The organism is Oscillibacter sp., from assembly GCF_032018205.1.
Lineage (GTDB): Bacteria > Bacillota > Clostridia > Oscillospirales > Oscillospiraceae > Oscillibacter.
The window spans coordinates 11,929-34,908 of sequence record NZ_DALZOY010000020.1 but is presented as its reverse complement, the minus strand read 5'-3'; the positions used below and the strand labels follow the sequence as shown (position 1 = coordinate 34,908).

The 22,980-nt window shown below is 57.6% G+C and carries 20 protein-coding genes and 1 tRNA gene; 6 read left to right on the top strand and 15 right to left on the bottom strand.

The annotated features are described in order from the left end of the window. Window positions 1-373: transposase (locus tag RTU96_RS13330; RefSeq protein ID WP_312637121.1), on the top strand; the 373-nt coding region annotated here is incomplete at its 5' end. Window positions 374-540: 167 nt separating this feature from the next. Here the strand turns inward: RTU96_RS13330 and RTU96_RS13325 are convergent. Further along, a tRNA-Pro gene (locus tag RTU96_RS13325) sits at window positions 541-616 on the bottom strand. A 260-nt stretch (window positions 617-876) separates the two neighbouring features. On the opposite strand from RTU96_RS13325, the gene RTU96_RS13320 reads away from it, so the two are divergent. From RTU96_RS13320 to lysS, 4 genes are all read left to right on the top strand, one after another. Continuing rightward, window positions 877-1,842 (top strand): M23 family metallopeptidase, encoded by a 966-nt coding sequence (locus RTU96_RS13320; protein ID WP_312637120.1) that lies wholly within the window; start codon window positions 877-879, stop codon window positions 1,840-1,842. Continuing rightward, window positions 1,826-2,425 (top strand): site-2 protease family protein, encoded by a 600-nt coding sequence (locus tag RTU96_RS13315; RefSeq protein ID WP_312637119.1) that lies wholly within the window; start codon window positions 1,826-1,828, stop codon window positions 2,423-2,425. The genes RTU96_RS13320 and RTU96_RS13315 overlap by 17 nt, the downstream gene beginning before the upstream one ends. A 152-nt stretch (window positions 2,426-2,577) precedes the next feature. Next, on the top strand, window positions 2,578-3,054 hold the full coding sequence (gene greA / locus RTU96_RS13310) for a transcription elongation factor GreA (RefSeq protein ID WP_312637118.1): 477 nt from the start codon (window positions 2,578-2,580) through the stop codon (window positions 3,052-3,054). Window positions 3,055-3,064: 10 nt separating this feature from the next. Next, complete coding sequence (gene lysS, locus RTU96_RS13305; protein WP_312637117.1) at window positions 3,065-4,567, top strand: lysine--tRNA ligase; 1,503 nt, start codon at window positions 3,065-3,067, stop codon at window positions 4,565-4,567. 122 nt (window positions 4,568-4,689) lie between these two features. On the opposite strand, the gene RTU96_RS13300 is transcribed toward lysS, so the two are convergent. From RTU96_RS13300 to RTU96_RS13260, 9 genes are all read right to left on the bottom strand, one after another. Then, window positions 4,690-5,985, bottom strand: a complete 1,296-nt coding sequence (locus RTU96_RS13300) for an acetyl-CoA hydrolase/transferase C-terminal domain-containing protein (RefSeq protein ID WP_312637116.1) — start codon at window positions 5,983-5,985, stop codon at window positions 4,690-4,692. A 15-nt stretch (window positions 5,986-6,000) separates the two neighbouring features. Continuing rightward, a complete protein-coding gene (locus tag RTU96_RS13295; RefSeq protein ID WP_312637115.1) occupies window positions 6,001-6,354 on the bottom strand; it encodes a hypothetical protein in 354 nt (117 codons plus the stop codon). Further along, complete coding sequence (locus RTU96_RS13290) at window positions 6,344-6,628, bottom strand: NifU family protein (RefSeq protein WP_312637114.1); 285 nt, start codon at window positions 6,626-6,628, stop codon at window positions 6,344-6,346. The genes RTU96_RS13295 and RTU96_RS13290 overlap by 11 nt, the downstream gene beginning before the upstream one ends. An 82-nt stretch (window positions 6,629-6,710) precedes the next feature. Then, entirely contained in the window at window positions 6,711-8,162 is a 1,452-nt protein-coding gene (locus RTU96_RS13285) for a 4-hydroxyphenylacetate 3-hydroxylase family protein (RefSeq protein ID WP_312637112.1), read from the bottom strand. A gap of 117 nt (window positions 8,163-8,279) precedes the next feature. Further along, a complete protein-coding gene (locus tag RTU96_RS13280) occupies window positions 8,280-9,644 on the bottom strand; it encodes a hypothetical protein (protein WP_312637110.1) in 1,365 nt (454 codons plus the stop codon). A gap of 399 nt (window positions 9,645-10,043) precedes the next feature. Continuing rightward, window positions 10,044-11,468 carry a sigma 54-interacting transcriptional regulator gene (locus RTU96_RS13275; protein ID WP_312637108.1) on the bottom strand — a complete coding sequence of 475 codons (1,425 nt, stop codon included), beginning with the start codon at window positions 11,466-11,468 and terminating at the stop codon, window positions 10,044-10,046. A gap of 41 nt (window positions 11,469-11,509) precedes the next feature. Further along, window positions 11,510-12,049 (bottom strand): hypothetical protein, encoded by a 540-nt coding sequence (locus RTU96_RS13270; protein ID WP_312637107.1) that lies wholly within the window; start codon window positions 12,047-12,049, stop codon window positions 11,510-11,512. Window positions 12,050-12,502: 453 nt separating this feature from the next. Then, window positions 12,503-13,087 carry an AAA family ATPase gene (locus RTU96_RS13265; RefSeq protein WP_312637106.1) on the bottom strand — a complete coding sequence of 195 codons (585 nt, stop codon included), beginning with the start codon at window positions 13,085-13,087 and terminating at the stop codon, window positions 12,503-12,505. A 95-nt stretch (window positions 13,088-13,182) separates the two neighbouring features. Next, on the bottom strand, window positions 13,183-13,890 hold the full coding sequence (locus RTU96_RS13260; protein WP_312637105.1) for a hypothetical protein: 708 nt from the start codon (window positions 13,888-13,890) through the stop codon (window positions 13,183-13,185). 252 nt (window positions 13,891-14,142) lie between these two features. Here RTU96_RS13260 and rsmH point away from each other — a divergent pair, with 252 nt between their 5' ends. Beyond that, entirely contained in the window at window positions 14,143-15,180 is a 1,038-nt protein-coding gene (gene rsmH, locus RTU96_RS13255) for a 16S rRNA (cytosine(1402)-N(4))-methyltransferase RsmH (protein ID WP_312637104.1), read from the top strand. Between the two features lie 122 nt (window positions 15,181-15,302). Here rsmH and RTU96_RS13250 read toward each other — a convergent pair whose 3' ends face one another. The 5 genes from RTU96_RS13250 to rnc all read right to left on the bottom strand — a co-directional run bounded on the left by RTU96_RS13250 (window position 15,303) and on the right by rnc (window position 22,956). Beyond that, window positions 15,303-16,742 carry an aminoacyl-histidine dipeptidase gene (locus tag RTU96_RS13250; RefSeq protein WP_312637103.1) on the bottom strand — a complete coding sequence of 480 codons (1,440 nt, stop codon included), beginning with the start codon at window positions 16,740-16,742 and terminating at the stop codon, window positions 15,303-15,305. A gap of 302 nt (window positions 16,743-17,044) precedes the next feature. After that, window positions 17,045-18,235, bottom strand: a complete 1,191-nt coding sequence (locus RTU96_RS13245) for a pyridoxal phosphate-dependent aminotransferase (protein ID WP_312637102.1) — start codon at window positions 18,233-18,235, stop codon at window positions 17,045-17,047. A 233-nt stretch (window positions 18,236-18,468) separates the two neighbouring features. Further along, a complete protein-coding gene (locus RTU96_RS13240; protein WP_312637101.1) occupies window positions 18,469-21,054 on the bottom strand; it encodes a DNA translocase FtsK in 2,586 nt (861 codons plus the stop codon). Window positions 21,055-21,097: 43 nt separating this feature from the next. Next, window positions 21,098-21,943, bottom strand: a complete 846-nt coding sequence (locus RTU96_RS13235) for an undecaprenyl-diphosphate phosphatase (RefSeq protein ID WP_312637099.1) — start codon at window positions 21,941-21,943, stop codon at window positions 21,098-21,100. Between the two features lie 338 nt (window positions 21,944-22,281). Then, window positions 22,282-22,956, bottom strand: coding sequence for a ribonuclease III (gene rnc / locus RTU96_RS13230; RefSeq protein WP_294855520.1), 675 nt, complete (start codon window positions 22,954-22,956; stop codon window positions 22,282-22,284). Window positions 22,957-22,980: the final 24 nt, after the last annotated feature.

Below are 22,980 nucleotides of genomic sequence, written 5' to 3'. Positions count from 1 at the left end.
CAAAGCTATCCATGCTCAGGAGAGCAAGGATGCAGCACTGGCCAAGGCTAGAGACGTAGTCGCCGCGCTGAAGGACTTGAAACTGAAGGAGGCCACCAAAAAGGTTGAGGACAGTGTGGAAGAGACGCTTGCCTACATGGCGTTTCCCTTTGAGCATTGGACGCGTATTCGCACCAATAACGCCATTGAACGCCTTAACCGTGAGATTCGCCGCCGCACCCGTGTGGTGGGCGCTTTTCCTGACGGAAACTCTGCCCTTATGCTGGTTTGTGCCCGACTGCGTCATGTTGCAGGCACCCAGTGGGGAAACAAGAAATACATGAATATGAAGCATCTGGAGGCGACTATGGACGACGCCGAGTTGGCTGGTTGACCTCATTCCTTATGAGACTGCAAACCAATTTGCGCATAACTCTTGACACTACCTATTCTCATAGAAACGCGAAAAGGTGTAGCGTTAAGCTACACCAATGAGAAAATCGCCGGATAAAAAACGAAGTGGAATTATGAAATCCTCAGATCCCATAATTCCACTCCGCATGGTCCGAGTGGCGGGAGTCGAACCCACGGCCTCATGGTCCCGAACCATGCGCGCTACCAACTGCGCTACACCCGGATATTTAATCAGCGCACCCCCAGCCCCACGACGCATGGCTACGGCAGTCTGCTGCAACAGATTGTATTATAGGAAAAATCCATCTCTTTGTCAAGGGAAATCGTTCATACTCTTCCCCAAATATGCATAGAGTAAGAAAAATGCGAGGGGAGGCGGGACGGATGACGTCGCGACAGTCCGGACAGAAAATCAATCAAATCTACGGCAATCGGACAGGGTATCGCACAAAGCGGCGGAAGACTTCACAGCCGTTATCCGCAGTGGAAAAGCGACGCCTGGTCCAGTTTTTGGTCTGCGGTACGGTATTTGTGCTGTTAGTGGCAGTGAAGCTGCTGCTGCCTGCACGCAGCCAGTGGCTTAGCCGCCATGTGGGCGGTGCACTGGAGCGCAGCGTAAATGTGACGGAGGTATTTTCCGCTGTGGGCCGGGTATTCGCCGGTAATGCGGCCGAGGGATGGGAGGACCTGTATCAGTCCGTTTTCCGCCCGGAGACAGATGATGCAATCCCCGCCGGGGCAGTCGGAACCCCAACGGACGGCGCGGCGGAAGACGACCCGGCAGACAGCCCCGCAGTTTCCGCAGCGGGGGCTTCCTTGATTCACAGCCGCCTTTCTGCCAGCGATGGCTGGTTAACCTCCCCGCCCATGGAAAATACACCGAAGTCCAGCCCCGTCGCGGAGAATCCCTCCGCAGCCTCCACTTCTCCCGGGGAGACATCCGCAAAGGCGGACGCCAATCCGCAGCAGACCATAGCCGGCACCCAGCGTCTCTCCTATGTATTATATTCCAATCAAACGCTGCCCGACAACGTAAGCTTGGAGCAAAAGGTGCTGGGCTTTGATTACTGTACCCCTGTAATGGGAACACTGTCGTCGGATTTCGGCTATCGGGAGCACCCCATTGAGGGAGACGAAAAGTTTCACTACGGGCTGGACATCGCCGCGGACGAGGGCACGCCCGTCTCCGCCTTTGCCGACGGAACAGTGACGGCGGTGGGCGAAAGCAGCAGCTACGGCAAATACGCGATCGTTTCCCACGACGGCGGCTTTTCCACGTTGTACGCCCATTGCAGCCGTATCTACACCTCCTCCGGTGCGCAGGTAAAGGAGGGGGATAAAATTGCGGCGGTGGGTCAGACTGGTGAAGCCACGGGCCCTCATCTGCACTTTGAGCTTCACTCCGGAACCACCTATCTGGACCCCATCTACTATGTTTCGCTGCCCTAGCAGCCCGGTGCGCATCTCCGGCGGCTTTCTGCTGCTTACGGCGTGGTTTGCCCTGGAGAGCGGACCTAAGCCCCTCTTGCTAATTTTATTCGCGGCGACAATGCATGAATTGGGACATTTCTTTGTTTTGCGCTTTTGGGGCGCGCGGGTGGGCCGTGTGCGCATCGGATTGCTGGGCGCAATGATGGAGGCGGATCGCAGTGGACTCAGCTATGGCAAGGAGCTGTCCGCCTTGCTGGCGGGTCCTTTCGTAAATCTTTTGTGCGCCGCCGTGCTGATTCCTCTCGCCGCCCAGCACCCGGAGTTTTACGCGGCCGCAGGCGCGCATCTGGCGCTGGGCGCCTTTAATCTTCTGCCCATCCGCCCGCTGGACGGCGGGCAGGCGCTGGAGCTTTTCGTAGCCTGGCTCTTCGGTCCGGCGGCGGGAGAACTGACAGCACGGATCACGGGCGTTTTATGTGCGGCGCTTTTACTTGGCGGGCTTGTGTGGCTGATGCGGGAGAGCCGGGGCAACCTCTGGCTTGCTCCTCCGGCTGCGGGACTGCTGGCGGCGGCGATTCGGGAGCTGCGGGGCGGAAAATAACCGCCCCGCAGCCGTTTTTCAAACTGGAGTTTCCGGCGGAAGCGCTTGACATTGTGGTTGGAAAAATCTATAATGTTGTGTCATGACTAAGCTGGAGTTTTTATGGACACCCATAAGGAAAATATAGAGGAAGCAGAAAGGACTTATGAGCGATGAGCAACGAATACAGAATGAGCCAAGCCCGCTTGGACGAGCTGCAAACCGAGTTGAATTTTTTGAAAACCACCCGCAGCGACGAGGTTGCGGAGCAAATTAAAATTGCCCGGGGCTTTGGCGATCTCAGCGAGAACAGCGAGTACGACGAGGCGAAAAACGAGCAGGGCAAGCTATACTCCCGCATCGCGGAGCTGGAAGAGGTTTTGCAGCATGCCGTGGTGGTGGACGAAAACGCGACGGACAACGACGCCGTGACCATCGGCTGCAAGGTAACCGTGGCGGACGAGCACGGAAACATCCTGCCGGTGGCCTATAAAATCGTAGGCTCTCAGGAGTCGGACCCCATGCATGGGATCATTTCGGAAGAGTCCCCCTTCGGCAAAGCCCTCATGGGCACAAAGGAGGGGCAGACCGTCACCGTGGACGCGCCCAGCGGGAGCATTTCTTACACGGTGAAGAAAATCGAGCGGTAAGGAGATAACTATGGCTGAACAGAAGACACCCCCCCAGCCCGAGCAGGATCTGGGCGAACAGACCAGAATCCGCCGGGAGAAGCTGGCAGCTCTTCAGGCTGCGGGCGAAGACCCCTTCCGGCAGACCCGGTTCGACTGGAACGCCACCAGCGAGCAGATTAAAGCCAATTTCGACGCCATGGAGGGCCAATCCATAAAAGTCGCAGGCCGTCTCATGAGCAAACGGGGCATGGGCAAGGTCAGCTTCTGCGATTTGCAGGACCGGGACGGCCGCATCCAGCTCTACGCCCGGCAGGACGAGATGGACGAGGAAGTTTACCGGACGTTTAAAAAGTACGACATCGGCGATATCGTGGGCGTGGACGGCGAGGTGTTCCGTACTCAGCGGGGCGAGATGAGCGTCCGGGTGAAGGATATTGTGCTTCTCAGCAAGGCGCTTCTGCCCCTGCCGGAAAAGTTCCACGGGCTGACGGATAAGGAGTTGCGCTACCGTCAGCGGTATGTGGACCTGATCGTAAACCCCGAGGTGAAGCGCGCTTTCCTTCTGCGCTCCAAATTCATTCAGCACCTGCGCCGGTATCTGGATGATCTGGGCTATATCGAGGTGGAAACGCCCGTCTTGAACACTATTTCCGGCGGCGCTTCCGCCCGCCCCTTCATCACACACCACAACACGCTGGATTTGGACATGTACATGCGCATCGCCACGGAGCTGCCCTTAAAGCGGCTGATTGTGGGAGGAATGGACCGGGTGTACGAAATCGGCCGCATCTTCCGCAACGAGGGCATGGACCCCAAGCACAATCCGGAGTTTACCACCGTGGAGCTGTATCAGGCGTTCACGGATTTCCACGGGATGATGGACGTGGCCGAGGGGCTGGTCTCCTCCGCCGCCAAGGAGCTTTTGGGTACCTATGAAACGGAGTGGATGGGCGAGAAAGTTGACCTGACCCCCGGCTGGCCCCGCCTGACCATGGTGGACGCCGTGAAGCAGTATGCCGGTGTGGACTTCGAGGCCATCACCGACGACGCGGAGGCGGTGGCCGCCGCAAAATCCATCGGCGTGGAGCTGGCGGACAGCGCGGAAAAGACATGGGGCAACGCATTGTATCAGTGCTTTGACCAGAAGGTGGAGGAGCATCTCATCCAGCCCACCTTCATCACCATGTACCCGGTGGAGGTTTCTCCCCTCACCAAGCGCAGCCCGCAGGACCCTCGGCTTACTGAGCGGTTTGAGTTTTTCATCTGCCGCAGCGAAATGGGCAACGCCTATTCCGAGCTGAACGACCCCATTGACCAGCGCACGCGCTTTGAAAAGCAGGCGGAGCTGCGGGAGAGGGGCGACGACGAGGCGGAGATGTTGGACGAGGATTTCCTCACCGCCATGGAATATGGCATGCCCCCCACCGGCGGCATGGGCATCGGCATCGACCGGGTGACCATGCTCCTGACCGGGTCTGACACCATCCGGGATGTGATTCTCTTCCCGACCATGAAGCCATTGGACAAGTAAACGCCCCAAATACAGCTATATGCAGTGTCTGGCAGCCGCAAACCAAATTTGGCCTAAAAATCCCCGCCGCCAGGAAGCTTTCCTGGCGGCGGGGCCTTTTTTACACTCCTCCGGAGGTCAAATCAATATTTGCACTTGAATCGCTCTTCAAAGGCGGCGATCAGCTCGGGGCGAAAATCGGGGTGAGCAATGGCAATCAGGTTTTTGGCCCGCTGGTGCAGAGTCTCGCCCTTCAGGTGAACCACACCGTATTCCGTAACCACATAGTCCACATCGTTGCGGCTGGTGGTGACGGCGGCGCCCTCGTCCAGCAGCGGGACAATTTTGGAGATTTTGCCCTTCACGGTGGAAGGCATAGCCATGATGGAGCGGCCGCCCTTGCTGGCTGATGCGCCCCGCACGAAGTCCACCTGACCTCCGGTGCCGGAAATCTGCTTCGGGCCGATGGTTTCGGAACAAACCTGGCCCATGAAGTCCACCTGGACGCAGGAATTGATGGATACCAGATTGTCATTCTGGGCGATCACATAGGGGTTGTTCACATAGTCCACTGGATAGAGCACCACGTCCTCATTTTTGTTTACGAAATCATATAGCCGCTGGGTGCCCATCAGGAAGGTGACCACGAATTTTCCGGGATGAAGGGTCTTTTTCCGATTGGTGATAACCCCGGCGTTGGCCAGCTCTAAAACCCCGTCAGAGAACATTTCGGAGTGGATTCCCAAATCCTTTTTGTCCTTTAAAAACAGCAGCACCGCGTCGGGAATAGCGCCAATGCCCAGCTGAAGGGTGTCTCCATCCTTGATCAAAGCGGCGCAGTGCTCGCCGATGGCCCGCTCCACATCACCGATTTTTGGGGGGCTCAGCTGGATCAGGGGCGCGTCGTGCTCCACGAACACGTCGAAATCAGTGACCGGGAGAACACCCTCGCCATAGGTATAGGGCATGTGATGGTTCACCTGGGCGATGACCAGCTTGGCGCTTTCGATCGCCTCGCGGGTATAGTCCACGGACACGCCCAGAGAGACGTTGCCCTCCGCATCCGGCGGGGTGACCTGCACCAGCGCCACGTCCACTGGCAAGGTGGTGTGGAACATCTGGGGCACCTCGGAGAAAAAGCAAGGGGTGTAGTTTCCCCGACCGTCGGCAACGGCTTCCCTGGTGCAGGCACCCACGAAAATGCTGTTGTGCCTGAAATGGGGTGCCATGTCAGGCTCACAATAGGCCCCCTTGCCCATGGCCACCATATGGACGATCTCCACATTCTCATAAGCCTTGGCGTTTTCCACCATTTTTTCGACTATAAAGCTTGGTTCGGCGCAGGCGTGACCGATGACGACGCGGTCGCCGGATTTGATGCGGGCCACCGCTTCCTCTCCGGTGGCCAGATGGCTCTGATAATAAGCGTTCCAATCCATAAACGGGTTCCTTTCTCACTTTGTTGTATCAGGGCCGGCCGGGATCGCCCTTGGCCGGCCCCGGCGGCGGGGGGCATCGTCCCTCTTCTTCTCAGGTCTTCTCAGGGCAGCCCACAGGCGGCGGGACACATCTTCCGGCGTGTCCTGATACCCCGCCGTCACCAGTGGAAGTCCCTCCAGATCCGTCACATTGACGCAGTTGGAGGGGCAGCCATGGATTACCAGAACAGCGCTTTGCCCGGAGGAGGCGTCGGCTAATTCGAAGATGTCCTCCGGAAAGCATATCTGCACCTGCTCGACAAGGGCCACCCGATCAAAGCGAGGATTGCAACCACCGCAGTACCGCAGACCGATCCGCTCACCCGCCATGCCTGAGATGAAGCAGGCGCCTAGCCTCGTTCAACACGTCGTCGCTCACTCCGTTAACCATCACGGCTCCTGTAATCCCCGGAACCCAGTCCACCAGCTCGTTTTGCACCAGCTCTTCGTTGGTCAGGTCAGCGGCGGGGCAGCCCGCGCAGGCACCCAGAAACCGAAAGTGGACGACGCCGTCCTTCACTTCCAGCACCTTTATATCCCCCCCGTGGTTTCCCAGCAGCGGGCGCACCCGCTCGTCCAGAACGGCTTCCAATTCATCATACATAGCGGTTTCCTCCAGAATTCAGGCTTTGTCCCCCGCCCCGGTGCCGCTTTGCGGCGCCGGGGCGGGGGCGGTTTCACGGTGATTACTCCTTGATGTGGGCGATGGCCTTGGCCAGCTCCTTCTTATGAGCCAGGTTGCCCTGCCGGGCGATCATGATTCGCTGGGCCTGAGGAGAGCCGGCACCGTGCATGCTTTCGGTGCGATAGCCGACGGCGGCAGTGCCCAGGGCCAAGTTCTCGATCAGGCGCAGGATGCGCAGGCGGTTCTCGGTGGACACGTTCTCCACGCCCCGCAGATACTTGTCGATGATGGGGCCCAGCTTGGGATTCCGGAAATCAGCCTCGGAGGGGGCGGTGACCATCAGTCCGCCGGCAATGTCCTCCGCCAAGCGGACAATCTCATAGGGGAAGCGGGTCACGTTCTGCTTGCAGACGTTGGCCAGCAGCATGTCAATGATGTAGGAGCCGCTCTCAGTCTGTGTGCCCTCGGCGGAGCAGGCGATACCGCAGCAGTACAGCGTCTCGTTCAGGTGGGTCATCTCAATGAGCTTATCCTTCACGTGAGATGCCTTGGCCGCGCCATTGTAGTCGGCCGCCACGGCCGCCGCGCCGATAAGCACGTCGCCCACGCCCACCTTGCAGCCGCCGTAGCTCTGGCGGTGGAATCCGGCGAACCGCTCCACCAACATTCCGGCAAACTCGGTTTCGCCGTTGAGGAAGATGCGGTCATTGGGCACGAACACGTCGTCAAACACGGTCAGGGCCTCCACGCCGCCGAACTCCGCATTGCCCACGTCCATCTCGGTGTTTTCCAGCTTGCGGGTATCGCAGCTCTGGCGGCCGATAATCATAAAGACGCCCTTGGTGTCCATGGGCACGGCGAAGGAAATGGCATAGTCCTTATCCTCGGGTCCCATGGAAATAGTGGGCATGACGATGATTTCGTGGCTGTTCAGCGCGCCCGTCTGGTGGGCCTTGGCGCCACGGACCACCACGCCGTCGGGACGGCGCTCCACCACGCGCAAGAACATGTCGGGATCGCTCTGCTGGTGAGGAGCCTTAGAGCGGTCGCCCTTGGGGTCGGTCATGGCGCCGTCCACGGTCAGGTCCTTCTCCTGACACTCCAGCATGAACTTCTTAAAGTTCTCGAAATACTGGGTGCCGTACTTCTTGTCGATCTCATAGGAGGTGGAATAGACGGCATTGAACGCATCCATACCCACGCAGCGCTGGAAACAGGCCGCGGTCCTCTGGCCCAGCAAACGCTGCATCTTCACCTTGTTGCGCAGGTCGTCGGTGCCCCGGTGGATGTTGGTAAAGCGGTTGATGCGCTTGCCCGTGTCGGGGGAAACCACCGTCATCAGCTCCTGATATTCAGGCAGCTGCGCCAAATCATAGGTCATGCGCACGGAGTTGAGGGACGGACGCAGGATGGGATCGTCCGCCGGACAGTCAATCTGCTTGCCGAACATATATACTTCCATTTTCAGGTTGCGAATGCTTTCAATATACTGCTCTCCAGTCATAAGTGCCATAATAAAAAAACCCTTTCATATTCCCTGTCGTGCGCCAGCCAGTCACGGGAGTGACCGGTTTTGCGCCAGACGAAATGTTATACTTTTCGGATGGTTGGCTGCGATTTTCGATGCTGATTATTTCTCGACGGGAACTCTCACCTTGTCCTCCTTCAGCAGGAAGAACAAAATCAGGCCCACGACCAAGCCCCAGGCAGCGCCCTTGATGGCCAGAACCGCGCCCATCACGCCGCAGATGCCGCGCTTGATGTCGCTGTCGCACATGTTCATGGCCAACTGAGTGCAGATGTAGCCCTGGACGATCAGCGTCAGGGACAGGGCCACGGGCAGCACTGGCTGCAACAACGAGGAAATGGGCATCAGCGCCACGGCGACAAACGTGCTGATCCGAAAAGTTCCGAAGCCGCTGTAGACGGACTCCATGGCCTCGGGGCCTTCCTTGTAGCGCTGAGACACGGCGGCGGTGACGGCGGCCCACAGGGGCCCGCACATCTGGGTATACGGGGATACCATAGCCATGGCCACGTTGCGAATGCCGCTGATGACATTGGAACGGTTGGCGTTGAAGTCGATTTTTTCGTCCTGGCGAATTGCGTCGGCCTCGGTGATCAGAGCCTCGGAGGTAACGAAGTCGCCGAAAGCGATGATGTAGGTCACGATTGCCACAGGCAGGGCTGCCAGCCAAGTGGCGGCGCCTGGCCAGCCGATGGCAAACGGAGAGAGCTGGTTCCAAACGTTTCCGATCTCAGGAACCTTGAACAGCGGCCACCACTGGACGCTGGGGATGGCAAGCTCACCCACGAGGGGTCCGACGACCACCGCGATGAGAATGGCAGGCAGCATGCCGAACTTGCCGACGGCGTCAATGAATTTATTGGATTTACGCATTTTAACCCAAATAGGGCTAAACAGGCAAAAATACGCCACCAGAATGCCAACACCAACGGCGATTGGGAACTTGCCGAAGCGCCCCCCCTCCTTAATCTCGCCGATAACGGCCGCCAGGCCGCCGCCCATCAAAACGCCGGCCTTCACCGACTGGGGCACGATCTTCACCATCTTAGAGCCCAGACCTGTGACGCCCAGCACCAAGAAGATAATGCCAAGGATCATCTGTAGGGCGATTAAAGCTTGAGTCCGGCCGGAGCCCATCTCATAGGTGGTCAAAAAGGCGGTGATGATGGGAACGGCAGGCGTGACCCAGCCGGGCACCACGGGGTCGCCCAGCAGCGTGTGCAGGGTGTAGAAAAAGCCGTTGATGATAACCATAGACAGTGCGATGTCATAGCTGACGCCCAAAACCTCCGTCAGAACGGGGATGGCGCCCAGGCACGTGGCGCACATGAACAGCGCCTGCACCATTTCGGGAATGGACCATGCATAGTGAATAAAGGGCAATCGAACTTTGAAGATACCTGCTTTCCAATAGGGCTGCTCTTCACCATATTTGCGGTAACGGTTCACAAAATGTTCTTTATCCATTACATTCCCTCTTTCCTTTTTCTTACCTTTCGGGTGTGCTTGGATCGTTGCTTACTTGTGAGGCAGTTGGCCAACTGTTCCTTACATCAGTTAAGTAGCAAACCCCATGCCAAAACGGGAAAATCGTCAAAAATTACCAAAAAGTATCGTTTTTCATTCCTTTCCCCGCCGCCCCCAAGCTTTTAGCCGGATGAAAAATGCCCACCGTTGCGAAAATGCAACGGTGGGCTGAGAATCGCGAAAAAATCAAGAGAAAAGGCAGGCGGCCCAGTGGATTGCGCAAACTCAGCAAGAGTGTGCAAAAACGCAACAAGTTTCATTCTTGCAACAAGCCTGCAAATCTTCCGCATGGGTCAAATCGGCAAATATTCAGCAAGATTGTTCAAGAATGCGGCGGAATTACTCCTGCAGCAAATCCTCCCACCGCTTTCGCTTGCGGACGAAGGTAGAGGCATCCATGTTCAAGCTGGCCGCGGCGTCCCGGACGTTACCATGGAGTTCATAGGCCCGCTTGAGGAAGCCATATTCAAATTTCACCACGGCCCGCTTCAAGTCGATGGTCATGCCGGAGGTGCCCACCTCAGGGGCCTGAGCGCCGGTCATGCCATCGGGCAAGTCTGCGGGGAAAATATATTGCTGCGCGCTGAAAATCACCGCCTGTTCCACTGCGTTTTTCAACTCCCGGACATTTCCCGGCCACGGGTACTCTTGCAGCCGCTCCATGGCCGCGACGGTGAATTTCTTGTCTAGGTTGTATTTCTCGTTCATGTCCATCAAAAAGCTTTGAGCCATGGGGAGAATGTCGCCCCGGCGCTCCTGCAATGGCGGGATGAGGATGGGCACCACGTTCAGACGGTAGTACAAATCCTCACGGAACGTCTTGTTCTGCACCATGGCCCACAAATCTTTGTTGGTGGCGGCGATCACCCGCACATCCACCGAGATAGACTTGACGCTGCCGATGCGCTTGACCTGCATCTCCTGCAAGACCCGCAGCAAATGTCCCTGCATCTCCAAAGGCAGGTCTCCCACCTCGTCCAAAAAGACGGTTCCGTTATGGGCGGCTTCAAAGATACCGGGCTTTCCGTTTTTTTCGGCGCCGGTAAAGGCACCCCGCTCATAGCCGAATAGCTCGCTTTCGATGAGAGTGGGAGAAATGGCCCCACAGTTGACGCAGATAAAGGGCGCTGCGGCCCGGGGGGAATTTTCCACGATGAACCGGGCGAAATGCTCCTTGCCAACGCCGGTCTCCCCCAGCAGCAACACCGTGGTGTTCAGCGCAGCCACCCGCTCAGAGCGGGTAAGTACGTCTAGAGTCTTGGGGTCCACCACAATGAATTTCCGGGACAGTAGCGCCTTGTGCAGGCTGACTTCCCGGCGGTAGAGTTCCTCACTCTCCCGGTTTTTGGCTTGCAGATCATACAGCTCGGTCATGTCCCGCACTACAGTGATCATCAAGAACACGCCGCCCCCATCCTTAAAGCAGGGGTTACTGGTGATCAGTACCTGCTTTCCGGTCCGGAAGGTCTGCTCCAGAGTGACGCTTTTTCCTGCCTCCAGCGCCAGCAGCGTGCCGGAGCGATCGATAACCTTGGAATCCAACAGCTCCCGCATATTTTTGCCGATGACCTGCTCCTTCTGCAATCCGGAAATAGCCAGATAAGCTTGGTTCACCATCAGCGTATTGGCTTCCCCGTCGGTAATGTACACGCCATCGAAAATGCTATCCAAAACCAGCGTCAGCTGATGGTCCATCCAGGCCGACTGATCGGATTGGCCTTGGCCGTCATATTGGCCAAGGTAAACAGGACTTCGTTCTGTCATAACGCACCTCCTATTCACGAGCTGAACCGCGGAAAACGCCTTTACCGCGCCGATTTCAGCAACACCATGCGAAGATTGCACTTCTCCTGCACCATCGCATCAAACCGCTGGATGTCCTCCCGGTCCTGCAAATCCAGGGTGTTGATGATATAGGCCGCCGTCTCGTCAAAAAACAAAAAGCGCCACTGATTCAACGCGGCAAAGCAAAAGGCCTTTTCATAAGGTGTGTAGAACGAGTGCTCCCCCACCGTAGCGCGGATGCCATCACCCTTAAACGCAAAAGCCACCCGCTCCGACAAAGAGTCCGCCGCCTTCACCGCCGTGTGATACATTTTCGCTTTGGCGCTAAGCTTGCCCAGAGGAATGGCGGAGATAAAAAACGCAACAAGCAGCAGGGCGGGCAGCCAATACTTCCTGTCGTTCATCAGCCCCAAAACAAATGTGAGGGCCGAAACCGCCCCTAGCACAGGATACACCTGCGTATGCATCTTTGGTTTCCTGAACAGCTGCCAGCTGGCATCGGCCAAAGCGCGATAAGCCGATTCGTCATAAAGAGTTTCGGTCTGCCATTGAATTGCCATGGAAACATCCTTCCTCACACACCCACGTGCATTGTATATTTTCATATTTTTTCTTGTAAAATTTTCAATATTTTTATATCATCATACAACATTGTTAAAGGAGCGTCAATAGATAACTTGCCCGACGTTCCGAAAGCTGAGGTTTCTTGCGGAATGGAATCAGGAGAATTTCAATGAGGTAAACCCTTTCCTTGTCAAGAGTTTGCCAACCGACGAAGGCTGTTGAGCAGGGTTCTGTTTTAATTCCGATACTTTATCTTTTTCTTGCCCTCGCCTTTTTCGCTTCCCATTTATCTCCCCTTCTGTCTCTTTTTCGTCCTCTCTTCTCACTTGCATTCTGTTTTCCTCGCTTCTCAAAAGCTGTATATGTCATTTTTAAAATTTACGCCGCAGGCATTAACAATCATACCCTACACAAGCAAAAAGCAGGCCACCGGGGTTCCGGCGGCCCGCTTATTTTCCGTTGTGGGCTTCAAACCACAAGTCGCAGCAGCCCTCAACTCCGCAGGCCGCAAAATACCGCTCTTCCAGAGGAATCCACCGCTCTTGAAACTGAACGGCCGCCTCGGGGCCATTGCGCCGCCGGATGCGGCGAAGCTGCTCTTCCCTCTCCACCGTCAGAAATACCTTCAGGTCATAGTATTCCCGCAGAGACGGATGGCAGGCATAGGCTCCTTCGATTACTGTGACCGGCCCGGGAGCCACCTGAACGGCCTCTTTAAGCGCTTGCAGCCTGCAATCATAGGGACGGTAAGAAACCGCCTCCCCCCGACTGAGGGGCAGCAAAGCCTCCTGTAAAACACGCTCCCGGTCCACGTTGCCGCCCGGCGTGTTCAGCCGTTCCTCCGTGCGCTGCTGGGGCGGCAGGAAAAAGTGGTCCATATGAACCACGCCGCAGCCGCACAGCTCCCGCAGTTCCTCTGCCAGCGTGGTCTTCCCCGCCGCGCATCGACCGTCAATCGCCACCAAAATGGGGCGCTTTGCCTGAAGAAACCGCCGAATTTCCGATTCTATTTTTTCTGCCGTGGTAAGGCCCATGTCAGTCTCCTATTTGTATGGTTGCATCGGTTTCCCGCGCCGGCTCGGCGCGGGGCAACGCATCCGGCTTTCTTTCACGTCATTTGCGCTCACTCTCATGGTGCTTTCGCATCTTTCGCATTACCCGTATCCAACTGCGGAGCGGCAGCCGAGGTTTCCGTAAAATACGCCAGAGCGCCGCGCATGGGGGTGGTCTGATACCACAGCCGCAAGTCCAGTTCAATCTGCCGCCCCTCATCGGAGACGGTGACCATCAGTTTATCTTCCCCAAGCTCCGCCCCTACAATCGTGACCCAGTGCCAGCTTTGCAGATTTTTCTCTTTGCCCCGGTGCAGGTTCAAAAACCCCACCGGGCAGTCAGACGTCAATCCGGCTTTTATAAACTCCGCCAGCCGGGAAACGACGGGACGTCCCCACGTCATGCGCCCGGGAAGCGCAAGGACATGGGGTTCCAGCAGAATCCCCCGCTCGCCGGCATATGCGACAACGCCGTCCGAAAACAGCTCCACCCGGTTCAGCCCCGCGCTTCCGGGGGTAAGATGGGGGTATACATCCTCCATGTGCCGGGCAAAATCGGCGCGACCCATGCCTTCATAGCCGTACAGCGGCAACAGCGCTGGACGGGTCAAAGCCAGATATGCCAGAATATTCGACGCACAGGTAGGCCCACAGCCCGCCCTGCGGCTCCACTCGGTGGAATACCACTCCTGTGCGCCGCCAAAAAACGAACGGCTCGGGTCTTCGTCCGAAATAGCCAGCAGCGCAGGGTGAGAAATAGACAGTTCCATGGTTAAGCCTCTCATACTGATTGAATGATAGGGACAGTATAGCTTATTTTTGCGGAAGAAACAAGTGCGCACCGTGCCAAAACCCCGCCGATTCGACATCCGCTGTTTTTCTGGAAATTTCCCGGCAAATCGGTTGTCCCTTCTCTTTTTTCCGGTTTTGTGCTATGATAGCCTCAACGCGGCCGTTCCGAAATGATTTTGTTCGGAACCGGCGCAGGTTGGCGGACTATGAACCGCCATCTCAAAAGATAAATAAGGAGCCGCTCCATGGAACAGGAACACAAGCGCCGCCCGCGCTATCAGGGCACTCATCCCCGGAGCTTCCGGGAAAAATACAAGGAGCTGAACCCTGAAAAATACAGCGGCGACGTGGAAAAGGTGCTCCAAAGTGGGAAAACCCCCGCCGGGATGCACATTCCCATCATGGTAGAAGAAATTCTGGATTTTCTGAATGTTCAGCCTGGACAGACTGGGCTGGACGCAACGCTGGGCTATGGCGGCCACTCCCGAAAAATTCTGGAACAGCTTCAGTGCCGGGGACATCTGTACGCCACCGACGTGGACCCCATCGAGTCTGAAAAAACCCGCCTTCGGCTGGAAGCGGCGGGCTTTGGCCCGGATCTTTTCACCCTTAGGCGGATAAATTTTTCTCAGTTGGACGAGGTTGCGCCCGGCGTTCCCTTCGACTTTGTTCTGGCGGACTTAGGTGTTTCCTCCATGCAAATCGACGACCCTGCCCGTGGCTTCACCTTTAAATACGACGGTCCTCTGGACCTCCGCCTTGACCCCACCTCTGGCATTTCCGCCGCCCAGCGCCTGCGGGAGCTGGACGAGGAGGAGCTGACCGCCTTGCTTGAGGAAAACGCCGACGAGCCTTATGCCGCCCGTATCGCGGGGACCGTGCTGGGCGAGCTTCGACGGGGCGGGACGGTGGACACCACAAAGCGTCTTGCGGAGCTGGTGGGGCAGGCCCTTTCCTTCCTCCCCGCTGGGGAGCGGGAGGAGGAGGTCAAAAAATCCTGCCAGAGGACTTTTCAGGCCCTGCGCATCGACGTGAACGGCGAATTTGAAGCGCTTTACAGCCTTCTTGAAAAGCTTCCCGGCGTTTTAAAGCCCGGTGGGCGCGTGGCTATTCTGACCTTCCATTCCGGCGAGGACCGGATGGTGAAAAAGGCGTTTCGCCAGCACCTGCGGGAGGGCGCTTACAGCGCCGTGGCGGAGGAAGTGCTCCGCCCTTCTGCACAGGAGTGCTTTCAAAATCCACGGGCGCGGTCGGCTAAGCTGCGCTGGGCCGTACGAGCCTAGAGGCCGTATGGCGGCGGTGTTGGCGTATGAAAGCAATCAAGGGAGAGAACCGGCCTAAAACCGATTCTCTCCCCTTTTTGATTTTTCGGCCTCCAATAAAAAGAGCCGTGGACAAGAAGCCCTTATTTGGCTCTCCGCAGTACCTCGGTCACAAATCCCCACAGACGCCGTGTGGAGGAGATGCTCAGTCTCTCTCTGGGGGTGTGGATGTCTTTCAGGTCGGGGCCAATGGAGACGCAGTCCAGCTCCGGCAGCTTGCCGCAGAACAGGCCGCACTCCACGCCCGCGTGGATGGCTTCGATTTTCGGTTCCTTGCCGTACTGATCCTTAAAAACCTCCACCATCAAATCCCGCAGCGGAGACTCGGCGCGATACTCCCATGCGTCGTATTCCCCGGAGACTTCCGTCTTTCCGCCCAGCATTGCCGTGAGGCAGTTAAGACGGGCCTTCAGCATCGCCTTCTGGCTGCCGACGCTGCTGCGCACGCAGAAAGAAGCGGTCATGGCGTTTTCCTGTGTGGTGAGAACGCCCAGATTTAAAGAGGTCTGCACCAGCCCGGGAATATCGGCGCTCATGGCCTGAATCCCGTTGGGCGCACAGTTAAGGAAGCACACGCAGCGCCGGGTGGAGTCCGCATCCATGGGGGCCTGATCCGCCTTGGCGGAAGTCACCGTCAGAGTCACGTCCCTATCCGTGACGTGATATTCATTTTTCAGCGCTTCACCAAGCAGCGCCGCGGCGGCGCTGGCTTTCTCCTCGTCGGCAGCCAGCACCGTGGCCGTCGTCTCCCGTGGGATAGCGTTGTCCTTCAACCCGCCGTCCACCGCCACCAAACGCAGCTCGGTTGCCTGACTCATGGCAAGCAGCACACGGCCCATCAGCAGGCTGGAATTGCCCCGACCCTTGTTGATTTCCTGCCCTGAATGGCTGCCGATCAGTCCGCTTACCGTAACGGTGAGCGCAGAACCGACAAAGGCACTTCTTTGAACGGGAATTGTGCATTTGGTCATGTTGCCCCCCGCGCAGCTTACAGTAAAGATGCCCTCGGCCTCGGAGTCCAAGTTCAGGAATCTTTTGCCCTTCAGCGGCGACACGTCCAGCACGTCTGCGCCCAGCATCCCGATCTCCTCGTCCACGGTAAATACCGCCTCGACCCGGGGATGAGCCAGATCATCCGCATCCAAAATCGCCATGGCCAATGCCACGGCGATGCCGTCGTCGCCGCCCAAAGTAGTCCCTCTGGCCAAAATCAGATCACCGTCCACGACCAAATCCAGCCCCTCTTTCGCCATATCCTTGGCGCACTCGGGAGCCTTTTCGCAGACCATGTCTAAATGGCCCTGAAGAATCACTGGCTCCGCATTTTCATACCCATAGGAAGCCTCTTTAATGATAATGATATTGTTCGACGCGTCCTGATGGTATTCAAGGCTCCGCTTTTTCGCAAAGTCCGCGCACCAGTCGCTGACCGCTTTTGTATTGCCGGAGCCATGAGGAATTGCACACATTTCTTCAAAGAATTGAAAAACCTTCTTCGGCTCCAGTTGATCTAAAACCGCCATAATACAATCATTCCTTTCATATTTCTTAAAAACAAACCAGCCATGACCCGAATGGGTCATTATACGTGAGGCTTTCCTCTGACGCAGCGGTAGGACCAGCATTGACCGGCCTGCGCGCCCCCGTCAATGGCCCCATCTCTTTTCCATAGATAGTCCATTCTTTTTCAAATATTTGAGTTTTTTGTGGCCGCATCTGCTTCAATATACATAAACCCGGGAGCGGCAGACGCCTCTCCCGGGTTTTTATTTGGACTTTGTCATGCGGAATGGTCGGCGCAAAAACGGCGCCTTTTGAGTTTCTATTACCGGGCGTTGTATGCCTGAATGCCCAGTGCCAACAACTCCATGGCCCGCTCCAGATCGGCTTGCTTCAGGACATAGGCAAGCCGCACTTCGTCCTTGCCTTTGCCGGGGGTGGCATAGAACCCTTCGCCGGGGGCAAACATCACGGTGTCACCCTTGTCCTCAAATTCCTCCAGCAGCCACTGCTGGAAGGTATCGGTGTTATCTACGGGGAGTTTTGCCATGATGTAAAACGCGCCCTTGGGACACTCGCACACCACGCCGGGGATTTTCGCAAGCCCCGCCATGCAAGTGTCGCGGCGCTTTTTATACTCGTCCCGCACGGAAGCAAAGTAATCCGGTCCGACGGTGTACAGCGATGCTGCGCCCACCTGATCCAACGTGGCGGAGCACAGGCGGCCCTGACAGTACTTCATCGCGTGGGACATCAGATCCTTATTGCGGGAAATGAGCACGCCCACACGGGCGCCGCATGCGGAAAACCGCTTAGATACGGAGTCGATAACGATGACGTTCTCCGCCGCGTCCTCAAACTCCAGCATGGTGGCAAGGCCCTCGCCGCCATAGACAAACTCGCGGTACACCTCGTCGCCGATGACAAACAGATTGTGTTCCTTGGCAATATCCACAATCAGCCGCATCTCGTCGTGGCTCAGCACCACGCCGGTGGGGTTGCCGGGGTTGGTCACCATAATAGCGCGGGTATGCTCGTTGATCTCCGCCTCGATTCTGCTTCGATCGGCATAGCGGTAGCCCTCCTCCGGGGTGGTGGGGATGGGATGAATCAAACCGCCGGTAACCCGGGTGAAGGTGTTGTAGTTAGGATAGAAGGGCTCCGGAATCAGGATTTCGTCTCCGTCGTCCAGAATGCACTCCAAAACCATCTCCAGTGCCTCGCTGCCGCCGGTAGCGGCCAAAAGGTCGCCGGTGGCCAGCTTGATACCAAGCTTTGCATAATATCCACGGACAGCCTCCAAAAACGAGGGAACGCCGGGAGAGGGGGCATACTCCAGAACAGGCTGAGTAAAGCCCTTTACCGCGTCAAAAAAAGCGGCTGGGGTTTCAATGTCCGGCTGGCCGATATTCAGGTGGTAGATTTTGCGTCCTTTGGCTTCCGCCGCCACCGCAAATGGGTGGAACTTCCGCATGGGGGACAAACCGCACTTTTCGATCTTGCTCGAAAACTTCATGACGGGATACCTCCTTTTCATTTTCCAATTACCGCTTCAGTTTTCCTGATTCTTTCATTCTATGCGTCTTTGCCCGGGATGTCAACAGCTACCTGTCCTTTCCCGCCCTTCGGATCATAGAACATTTTGCACAGTTCACCGCTGTGGTTTTGCATTTTAATTGTACAATTTTTAACAATTGGTCAACTTACCTTGAAGCGGAAGCGTTTCCCGTCCGCCGGACTTTTATGCCGTCAGTCCTCTTCCTCAGGCCCGTCGTCAAAGGGAGGCTCGTCGGAAGGCGGCAAGGCTGCGCCGCCCATTTGCTGCTCCTGCCATGTTTGCCTGCTGATTAGAAGCTGCCGGGGCTTGGACCCCTCGAAGGGCCCCACGATTCCCCGCTGCTCCATCTGGTCCACCAGACGTGCCGCCCGGGAATAGCCCAGCTTCAGCCTCCGCTGGAGCATGGAAACGGAAGCCTGTCCCGTCTCCAGCACCACGTCCACGGCGGCAGGCAGCAGCTCGTCTCCCTCGTCTTCGGCATCCGCCGCTGCGGACGCACCCTTGCTGCCCGTGGTTTTCTCCTTCTCCTGCACGTTTTCTTCGATTTTCCGCATAACCTCGTCAGAGTAATGGGCTTCACCGCTCTCTTTGGCAAATTCCACCACCCGTTCAATTTCCTCCGGGCTGATGAAGCAGCCCTGCACCCGGGTGGGTTTGCCGGAGCCAAGAGGCGCATACAGCATGTCGCCTCGGCCCACCAGCTTTTCCGCGCCCTGAGTGTCCAGAATGATGCGGGATTCCAGCGCCGAAGCAACCGCGAAGGCAATGCGGCTGGGAATATTGGCCTTCATGATGCCGGTGATCACGTCGGCGGAGGGGCGCTGGGTGGCGATGACCAGATGCATTCCGGCAGCGCGGCCCATCTGGGCCACGCGGCAGATGGATTCCTCCACCTCCTTGGCAGCCACCAGCATCAAATCCGCCAGCTCGTCGATGACTACCACCACGGAGGGCAGAGCGGTCAGTTCTTCACTGGTCCGAGCCAGCGTGTTGTACCCCTTCAAATCCTTTACGTTGTTCTCAGAGAAAAGCTTATACCTTTTCATCATCTCATATACCGCCCACTGGAGCGCGCCCGCGGCCTTTTTCGGGTCCGTCACCACGGGAATCAGCAGGTGAGGAATGCCGTTGTAGGGGGCCAGCTCCACCATTTTGGGGTCCACCATGATAAAGCGCACCTCGTCGGGGCTGGACTTGTACATCAAGCTGACGATGAGTGAGTTGGTACAGACGGATTTGCCTGAACCGGTGGTGCCGGCGATGAGCACATGGGGCAGCCTTGCGATATCTCCCACGATGCAGTGTCCCCCGATGTCCTTGCCCACGGAGAAGGCCACGGCGGATTTGTGATTCACAAAGGTGCCTGACTCCACTACGTCCCGGATCAGAACAGAAGAGACATGTCGGTTTGGCACCTCGATGCCAACCACGGAAATTTTATCCGGAATGGGCGCGATCCGCACGCCTGAGGCTCCCAGAGCCAGAGCGATGTCATCCGCCAAATTGGTGATTTTGGAAAGCTTAACCCCTTGATCCAGCACAAATTCATACCGGGTGACGGTAGGCCCGTGGACCACCTCGCCCGGCGTGGCCTCCACGCCGAAGCTTTTCAGCGTCTCGCCAAGACGGCGGGCGTTGTTTCGCAGCTCGGCTCCTGCCTCCGTAAAGTCGCCGCCCCGGTTTTCATCCAGCAGAGTGATGGGCGGGAACTGATAGGCTCCCTCGCCGGAAGACAGAGCGTCTTCAATCTGGGCCGTGACCTCGGCGGTGGCTGCGGCTACCTCCTTGGCAGCGGAGCCGGGTTTTTCAGTCGCAGGAGCAGGCGTGGGGGGCGCGATCGGCGCGGGTGCAGGTGAAAAGACCGCCGCCACAGCGGGCGCGGCAGCCGGTTCCGGCACGGCAATGGGCTCCGGTATCACCGCAGGAAGCGGGGCCGGGACCTGTACCGGCTGGGCATGCGGCTTTGCGGCCTTTGCCGTTTCGTCTGTCAAAAGCTGGTCGGGGGTTAGCTGCTGATCGGACTTTTGGCGGAAAAAGCCGTGGATCAAGCCGGGTTTTTTCTCCGGTGCGGGGCGCTGCTCGCCGTCCAGCGGAATGTCAATGGAGCGGCGCGCGCCGCTTCTCTCTCCCGGCCCTTCGGAGGGAACGGCAGGGATGGCGGGGGCAGGCCGGGGGGCAGGCTCCGGTTCCGGCTCGTACCGGGGGCGGCTGCGGCGCTTTTCCATCAGGCTCTTGGGCGTGATGCGCAGGGCGCCCATCAGCACCACAAGAAAGCACACCGCAAAAATCATAATAGAAGCAACTTTTGAAAAGGCCGACACCGCTCCCACGGCAAGAAGGCCCGAAACTGCCCCACCGGATTTAAGCGCCCCGCCGGAGCTCCAAAGCAGCTTCAAAATGCCCTTCACAAGCTCGTAGCCGTCCCGCAGCAGGATCATGTGGGCCAGAGAGCCAAACAGGAGCGGCAGCAGCAGGGCACAGATGGTCCGCAGAGTCACGGGCCGCCCGTGGTGAATCAGCAGGATGAGACCCGCCAGCACCAGCGCCGGAGCGCAGAGCCAATAGCCGTAGCCGAACAGGCCCTTCAGCAGCAAGGCAAACCAGTCGATAAAAATGGCGTCGGCTCCGAAATAGCTCACCGCCGCGCACAGTGCCAGCAGGAGACAGACTGTGCCACCCACCTCCCTGCGGATGGGCCGATTGTCCGTCTGGGTCGGTTTTTTCCGGCCTCCCGAGGATTTTTTCGCCCCGCTTCTTTTCGTCGTGGTACTGGCCACACTGGTACCTCCCTTTGCTCAGTCTTTTGTAAATGTCTTGAAATTAGGCAGTGGCGTTTTTGAAAAAGATAAAAATCAGAGTCAGAAGACCCGCCGCCCAGCAGTAATATGCAAACCAGCCGAATTTGCCCTTATCGGCAATCATTTTCAGCAGACGGATGCAGGCGTATCCCACCAGAGCCGCCACCAGAACACCCGCCAGATACACCGGCACCTCAGCCCAGACAACGCCGGTTTTCACCGCGTCCCGCAATGTCAGGATGTTGGCCCCCAGCACCGCGGGAATGGACATCAGAAAGGAATACCGAACGGCGAACTTCCGCTCGAAGCCAAGGCAGCATCCGGCGGAAATGGTGGTTCCCGAGCGGGAAAGCCCCGGGCAGGTGGCCACAGCCTGCGCAACGCCCACCAGCAGCACATCCAGCACGGTGGCGCTGCGCTCGGCCTTGCGCCCCCGGCGCACCCGGTCGCTGGCGAACAGCAGGCAACCGGTAACCAGCAAGGCCCCCGCCACAACGTAAATATTGTCCGACAATCCTTCAATCCAATCCTTCATGGGAAGCACCGCGAACAGCGGAAGGGTTCCCACGATAATCAGAAAAATCATCCGCCGGGCCGGAGGCAATGGCGTGGGCGTGGTGCGGTGAACCAAATCCCCCACTCCGAGGAACAGTTCCCGTACCATGGCCTTGATATCATCCCAATAGGCCGCAAATACGGCGGCCAGCGTACCCAGATGCAGCAGCACGTCAAAAAAGTCCGGTGGGGTTCCGATGCCCGCCTCTCCCAGCAAATATTCCGCGATGGCCAGATGGCCGGAGCTGGATATGGGCAGAAATTCCGACACGCCCTGAATCAGCCCCAGGACGACAGATGTCAGCAGTGACAAAAGCTCACTCTCCTTCTATGTGTGGGTACGTTTCTTTCTAATTCCCGCGCTGCCCGCGGGAGGGCGACTCTCCGGAGCGCCGTTTTTATGCGCCGCCTGAAAGCCCATTTTGAATTATAAGTATACCACGCCGGTCCGAAAAATTCCAGTCATATTTACACCTTGTCTTGGCAGTCGCATCCAGAGAATTCACAGAGAACTTCTTGGACGCTTCTTTGCCACCCCTCCAAATCCTCATCTAGACGCTTCGGAAATTTTTCAGAGGCATTGGGCAAGCCGGGGCGGCGGGTCCCCCCGCCGCCCCGTATGTTCTTTTCACAGTTTTCAAAAACCGGCTTTTATAGCTTCTCTAAAGCGGCCCGGGCGGCGGACTGCTCCGCCTCCTTCTTGCTGTGGCCGCCGCCCTCGCCCGCCACCGCGCCGTTGAGCAGCACCTCAGCCACAAAAGTCTTGTCGTGGTCGGGGCCGCGCTCGGCCACCATGCGGTAGACAAGGGTCTGATCCGGCTTGCGCTGAATCAGTTCCTGAAGTTCCGTCTTAAAGTCCCGCCGCCGTTCCTCCACGGCTTCCTCACACTCTGCGTCCAGAAGGCATCGGTGAATCAGCGCGGAGGCCGCCTGAATCCCGCCGTCCAGATACACGGCGGCAAACACCGCTTCGGTGGCGTCCGCCAAAATGGAGGTCCGCTCCCGGCCCCCACCGGCTTCCTCGCCCTTTCCCAGCCGCAGATAACGGCCCAGCTCCAGCTTCCGCGCCACCTCGTACAGGCTCTGCTCGCATACCAAAGCCGCCCGGATGCGGGTCAAGTCCCCCTCCGGCAGGTCAGGATGCTGCAAAAATAAAAACTCAGCCGTCACAAAGCCCAGCACCGAGTCGCCCAGAAACTCCAGCCGCTCGTTGCTGTTCATCTTCCGACCCCGGTGCTCGTTGGCGTAGGAGCTGTGGGTCAGCGCCTCCTCCAGCAGCGGCAAAGTCCGAAAGGCATAATTCAATTTTTTCTCCAGTTCCTTCATAAAAGCGCACCCACTCTCTCCCAA

What these genes read in the sequence shown, in the direction of transcription:
- rnc (WP_294855520.1), bottom strand. Translation starts at nt 22,956, where the DNA reads ATGAAGGAACTGGAGAAAAAATTGAATTATGCCTTTCGGACTTTGCCG.
- RTU96_RS13290 (WP_312637114.1), bottom strand. Translation starts at nt 6,628, where the DNA reads ATGTATGATGAATTGGAAGCCGTTCTGGACGAGCGGGTGCGCCCGCTG.
- RTU96_RS13275 (WP_312637108.1), bottom strand. Translation starts at nt 11,468, where the DNA reads ATGACAGAACGAAGTCCTGTTTACCTTGGCCAATATGACGGCCAAGGC.
- RTU96_RS13265 (WP_312637106.1), bottom strand. Translation starts at nt 13,087, where the DNA reads ATGGGCCTTACCACGGCAGAAAAAATAGAATCGGAAATTCGGCGGTTT.
- RTU96_RS13295 (WP_312637115.1), bottom strand. Translation starts at nt 6,354, where the DNA reads ATGGCGGGTGAGCGGATCGGTCTGCGGTACTGCGGTGGTTGCAATCCT.
- greA (WP_312637118.1), top strand. Translation starts at nt 2,578, where the DNA reads ATGAGCAACGAATACAGAATGAGCCAAGCCCGCTTGGACGAGCTGCAA.
- RTU96_RS13260 (WP_312637105.1), bottom strand. Translation starts at nt 13,890, where the DNA reads ATGAGAGGCTTAACCATGGAACTGTCTATTTCTCACCCTGCGCTGCTG.
- lysS (WP_312637117.1), top strand. Translation starts at nt 3,065, where the DNA reads ATGGCTGAACAGAAGACACCCCCCCAGCCCGAGCAGGATCTGGGCGAA.
- RTU96_RS13250 (WP_312637103.1), bottom strand. Translation starts at nt 16,742, where the DNA reads ATGGCGGTTTTAGATCAACTGGAGCCGAAGAAGGTTTTTCAATTCTTT.
- RTU96_RS13245 (WP_312637102.1), bottom strand. Translation starts at nt 18,235, where the DNA reads ATGAAGTTTTCGAGCAAGATCGAAAAGTGCGGTTTGTCCCCCATGCGG.
- rsmH (WP_312637104.1), top strand. Translation starts at nt 14,143, where the DNA reads ATGGAACAGGAACACAAGCGCCGCCCGCGCTATCAGGGCACTCATCCC.
- RTU96_RS13280 (WP_312637110.1), bottom strand. Translation starts at nt 9,644, where the DNA reads ATGGATAAAGAACATTTTGTGAACCGTTACCGCAAATATGGTGAAGAG.
- RTU96_RS13300 (WP_312637116.1), bottom strand. Translation starts at nt 5,985, where the DNA reads ATGGATTGGAACGCTTATTATCAGAGCCATCTGGCCACCGGAGAGGAA.
- RTU96_RS13270 (WP_312637107.1), bottom strand. Translation starts at nt 12,049, where the DNA reads ATGGCAATTCAATGGCAGACCGAAACTCTTTATGACGAATCGGCTTAT.
- RTU96_RS13315 (WP_312637119.1), top strand. Translation starts at nt 1,826, where the DNA reads ATGTTTCGCTGCCCTAGCAGCCCGGTGCGCATCTCCGGCGGCTTTCTG.
- RTU96_RS13285 (WP_312637112.1), bottom strand. Translation starts at nt 8,162, where the DNA reads ATGGCACTTATGACTGGAGAGCAGTATATTGAAAGCATTCGCAACCTG.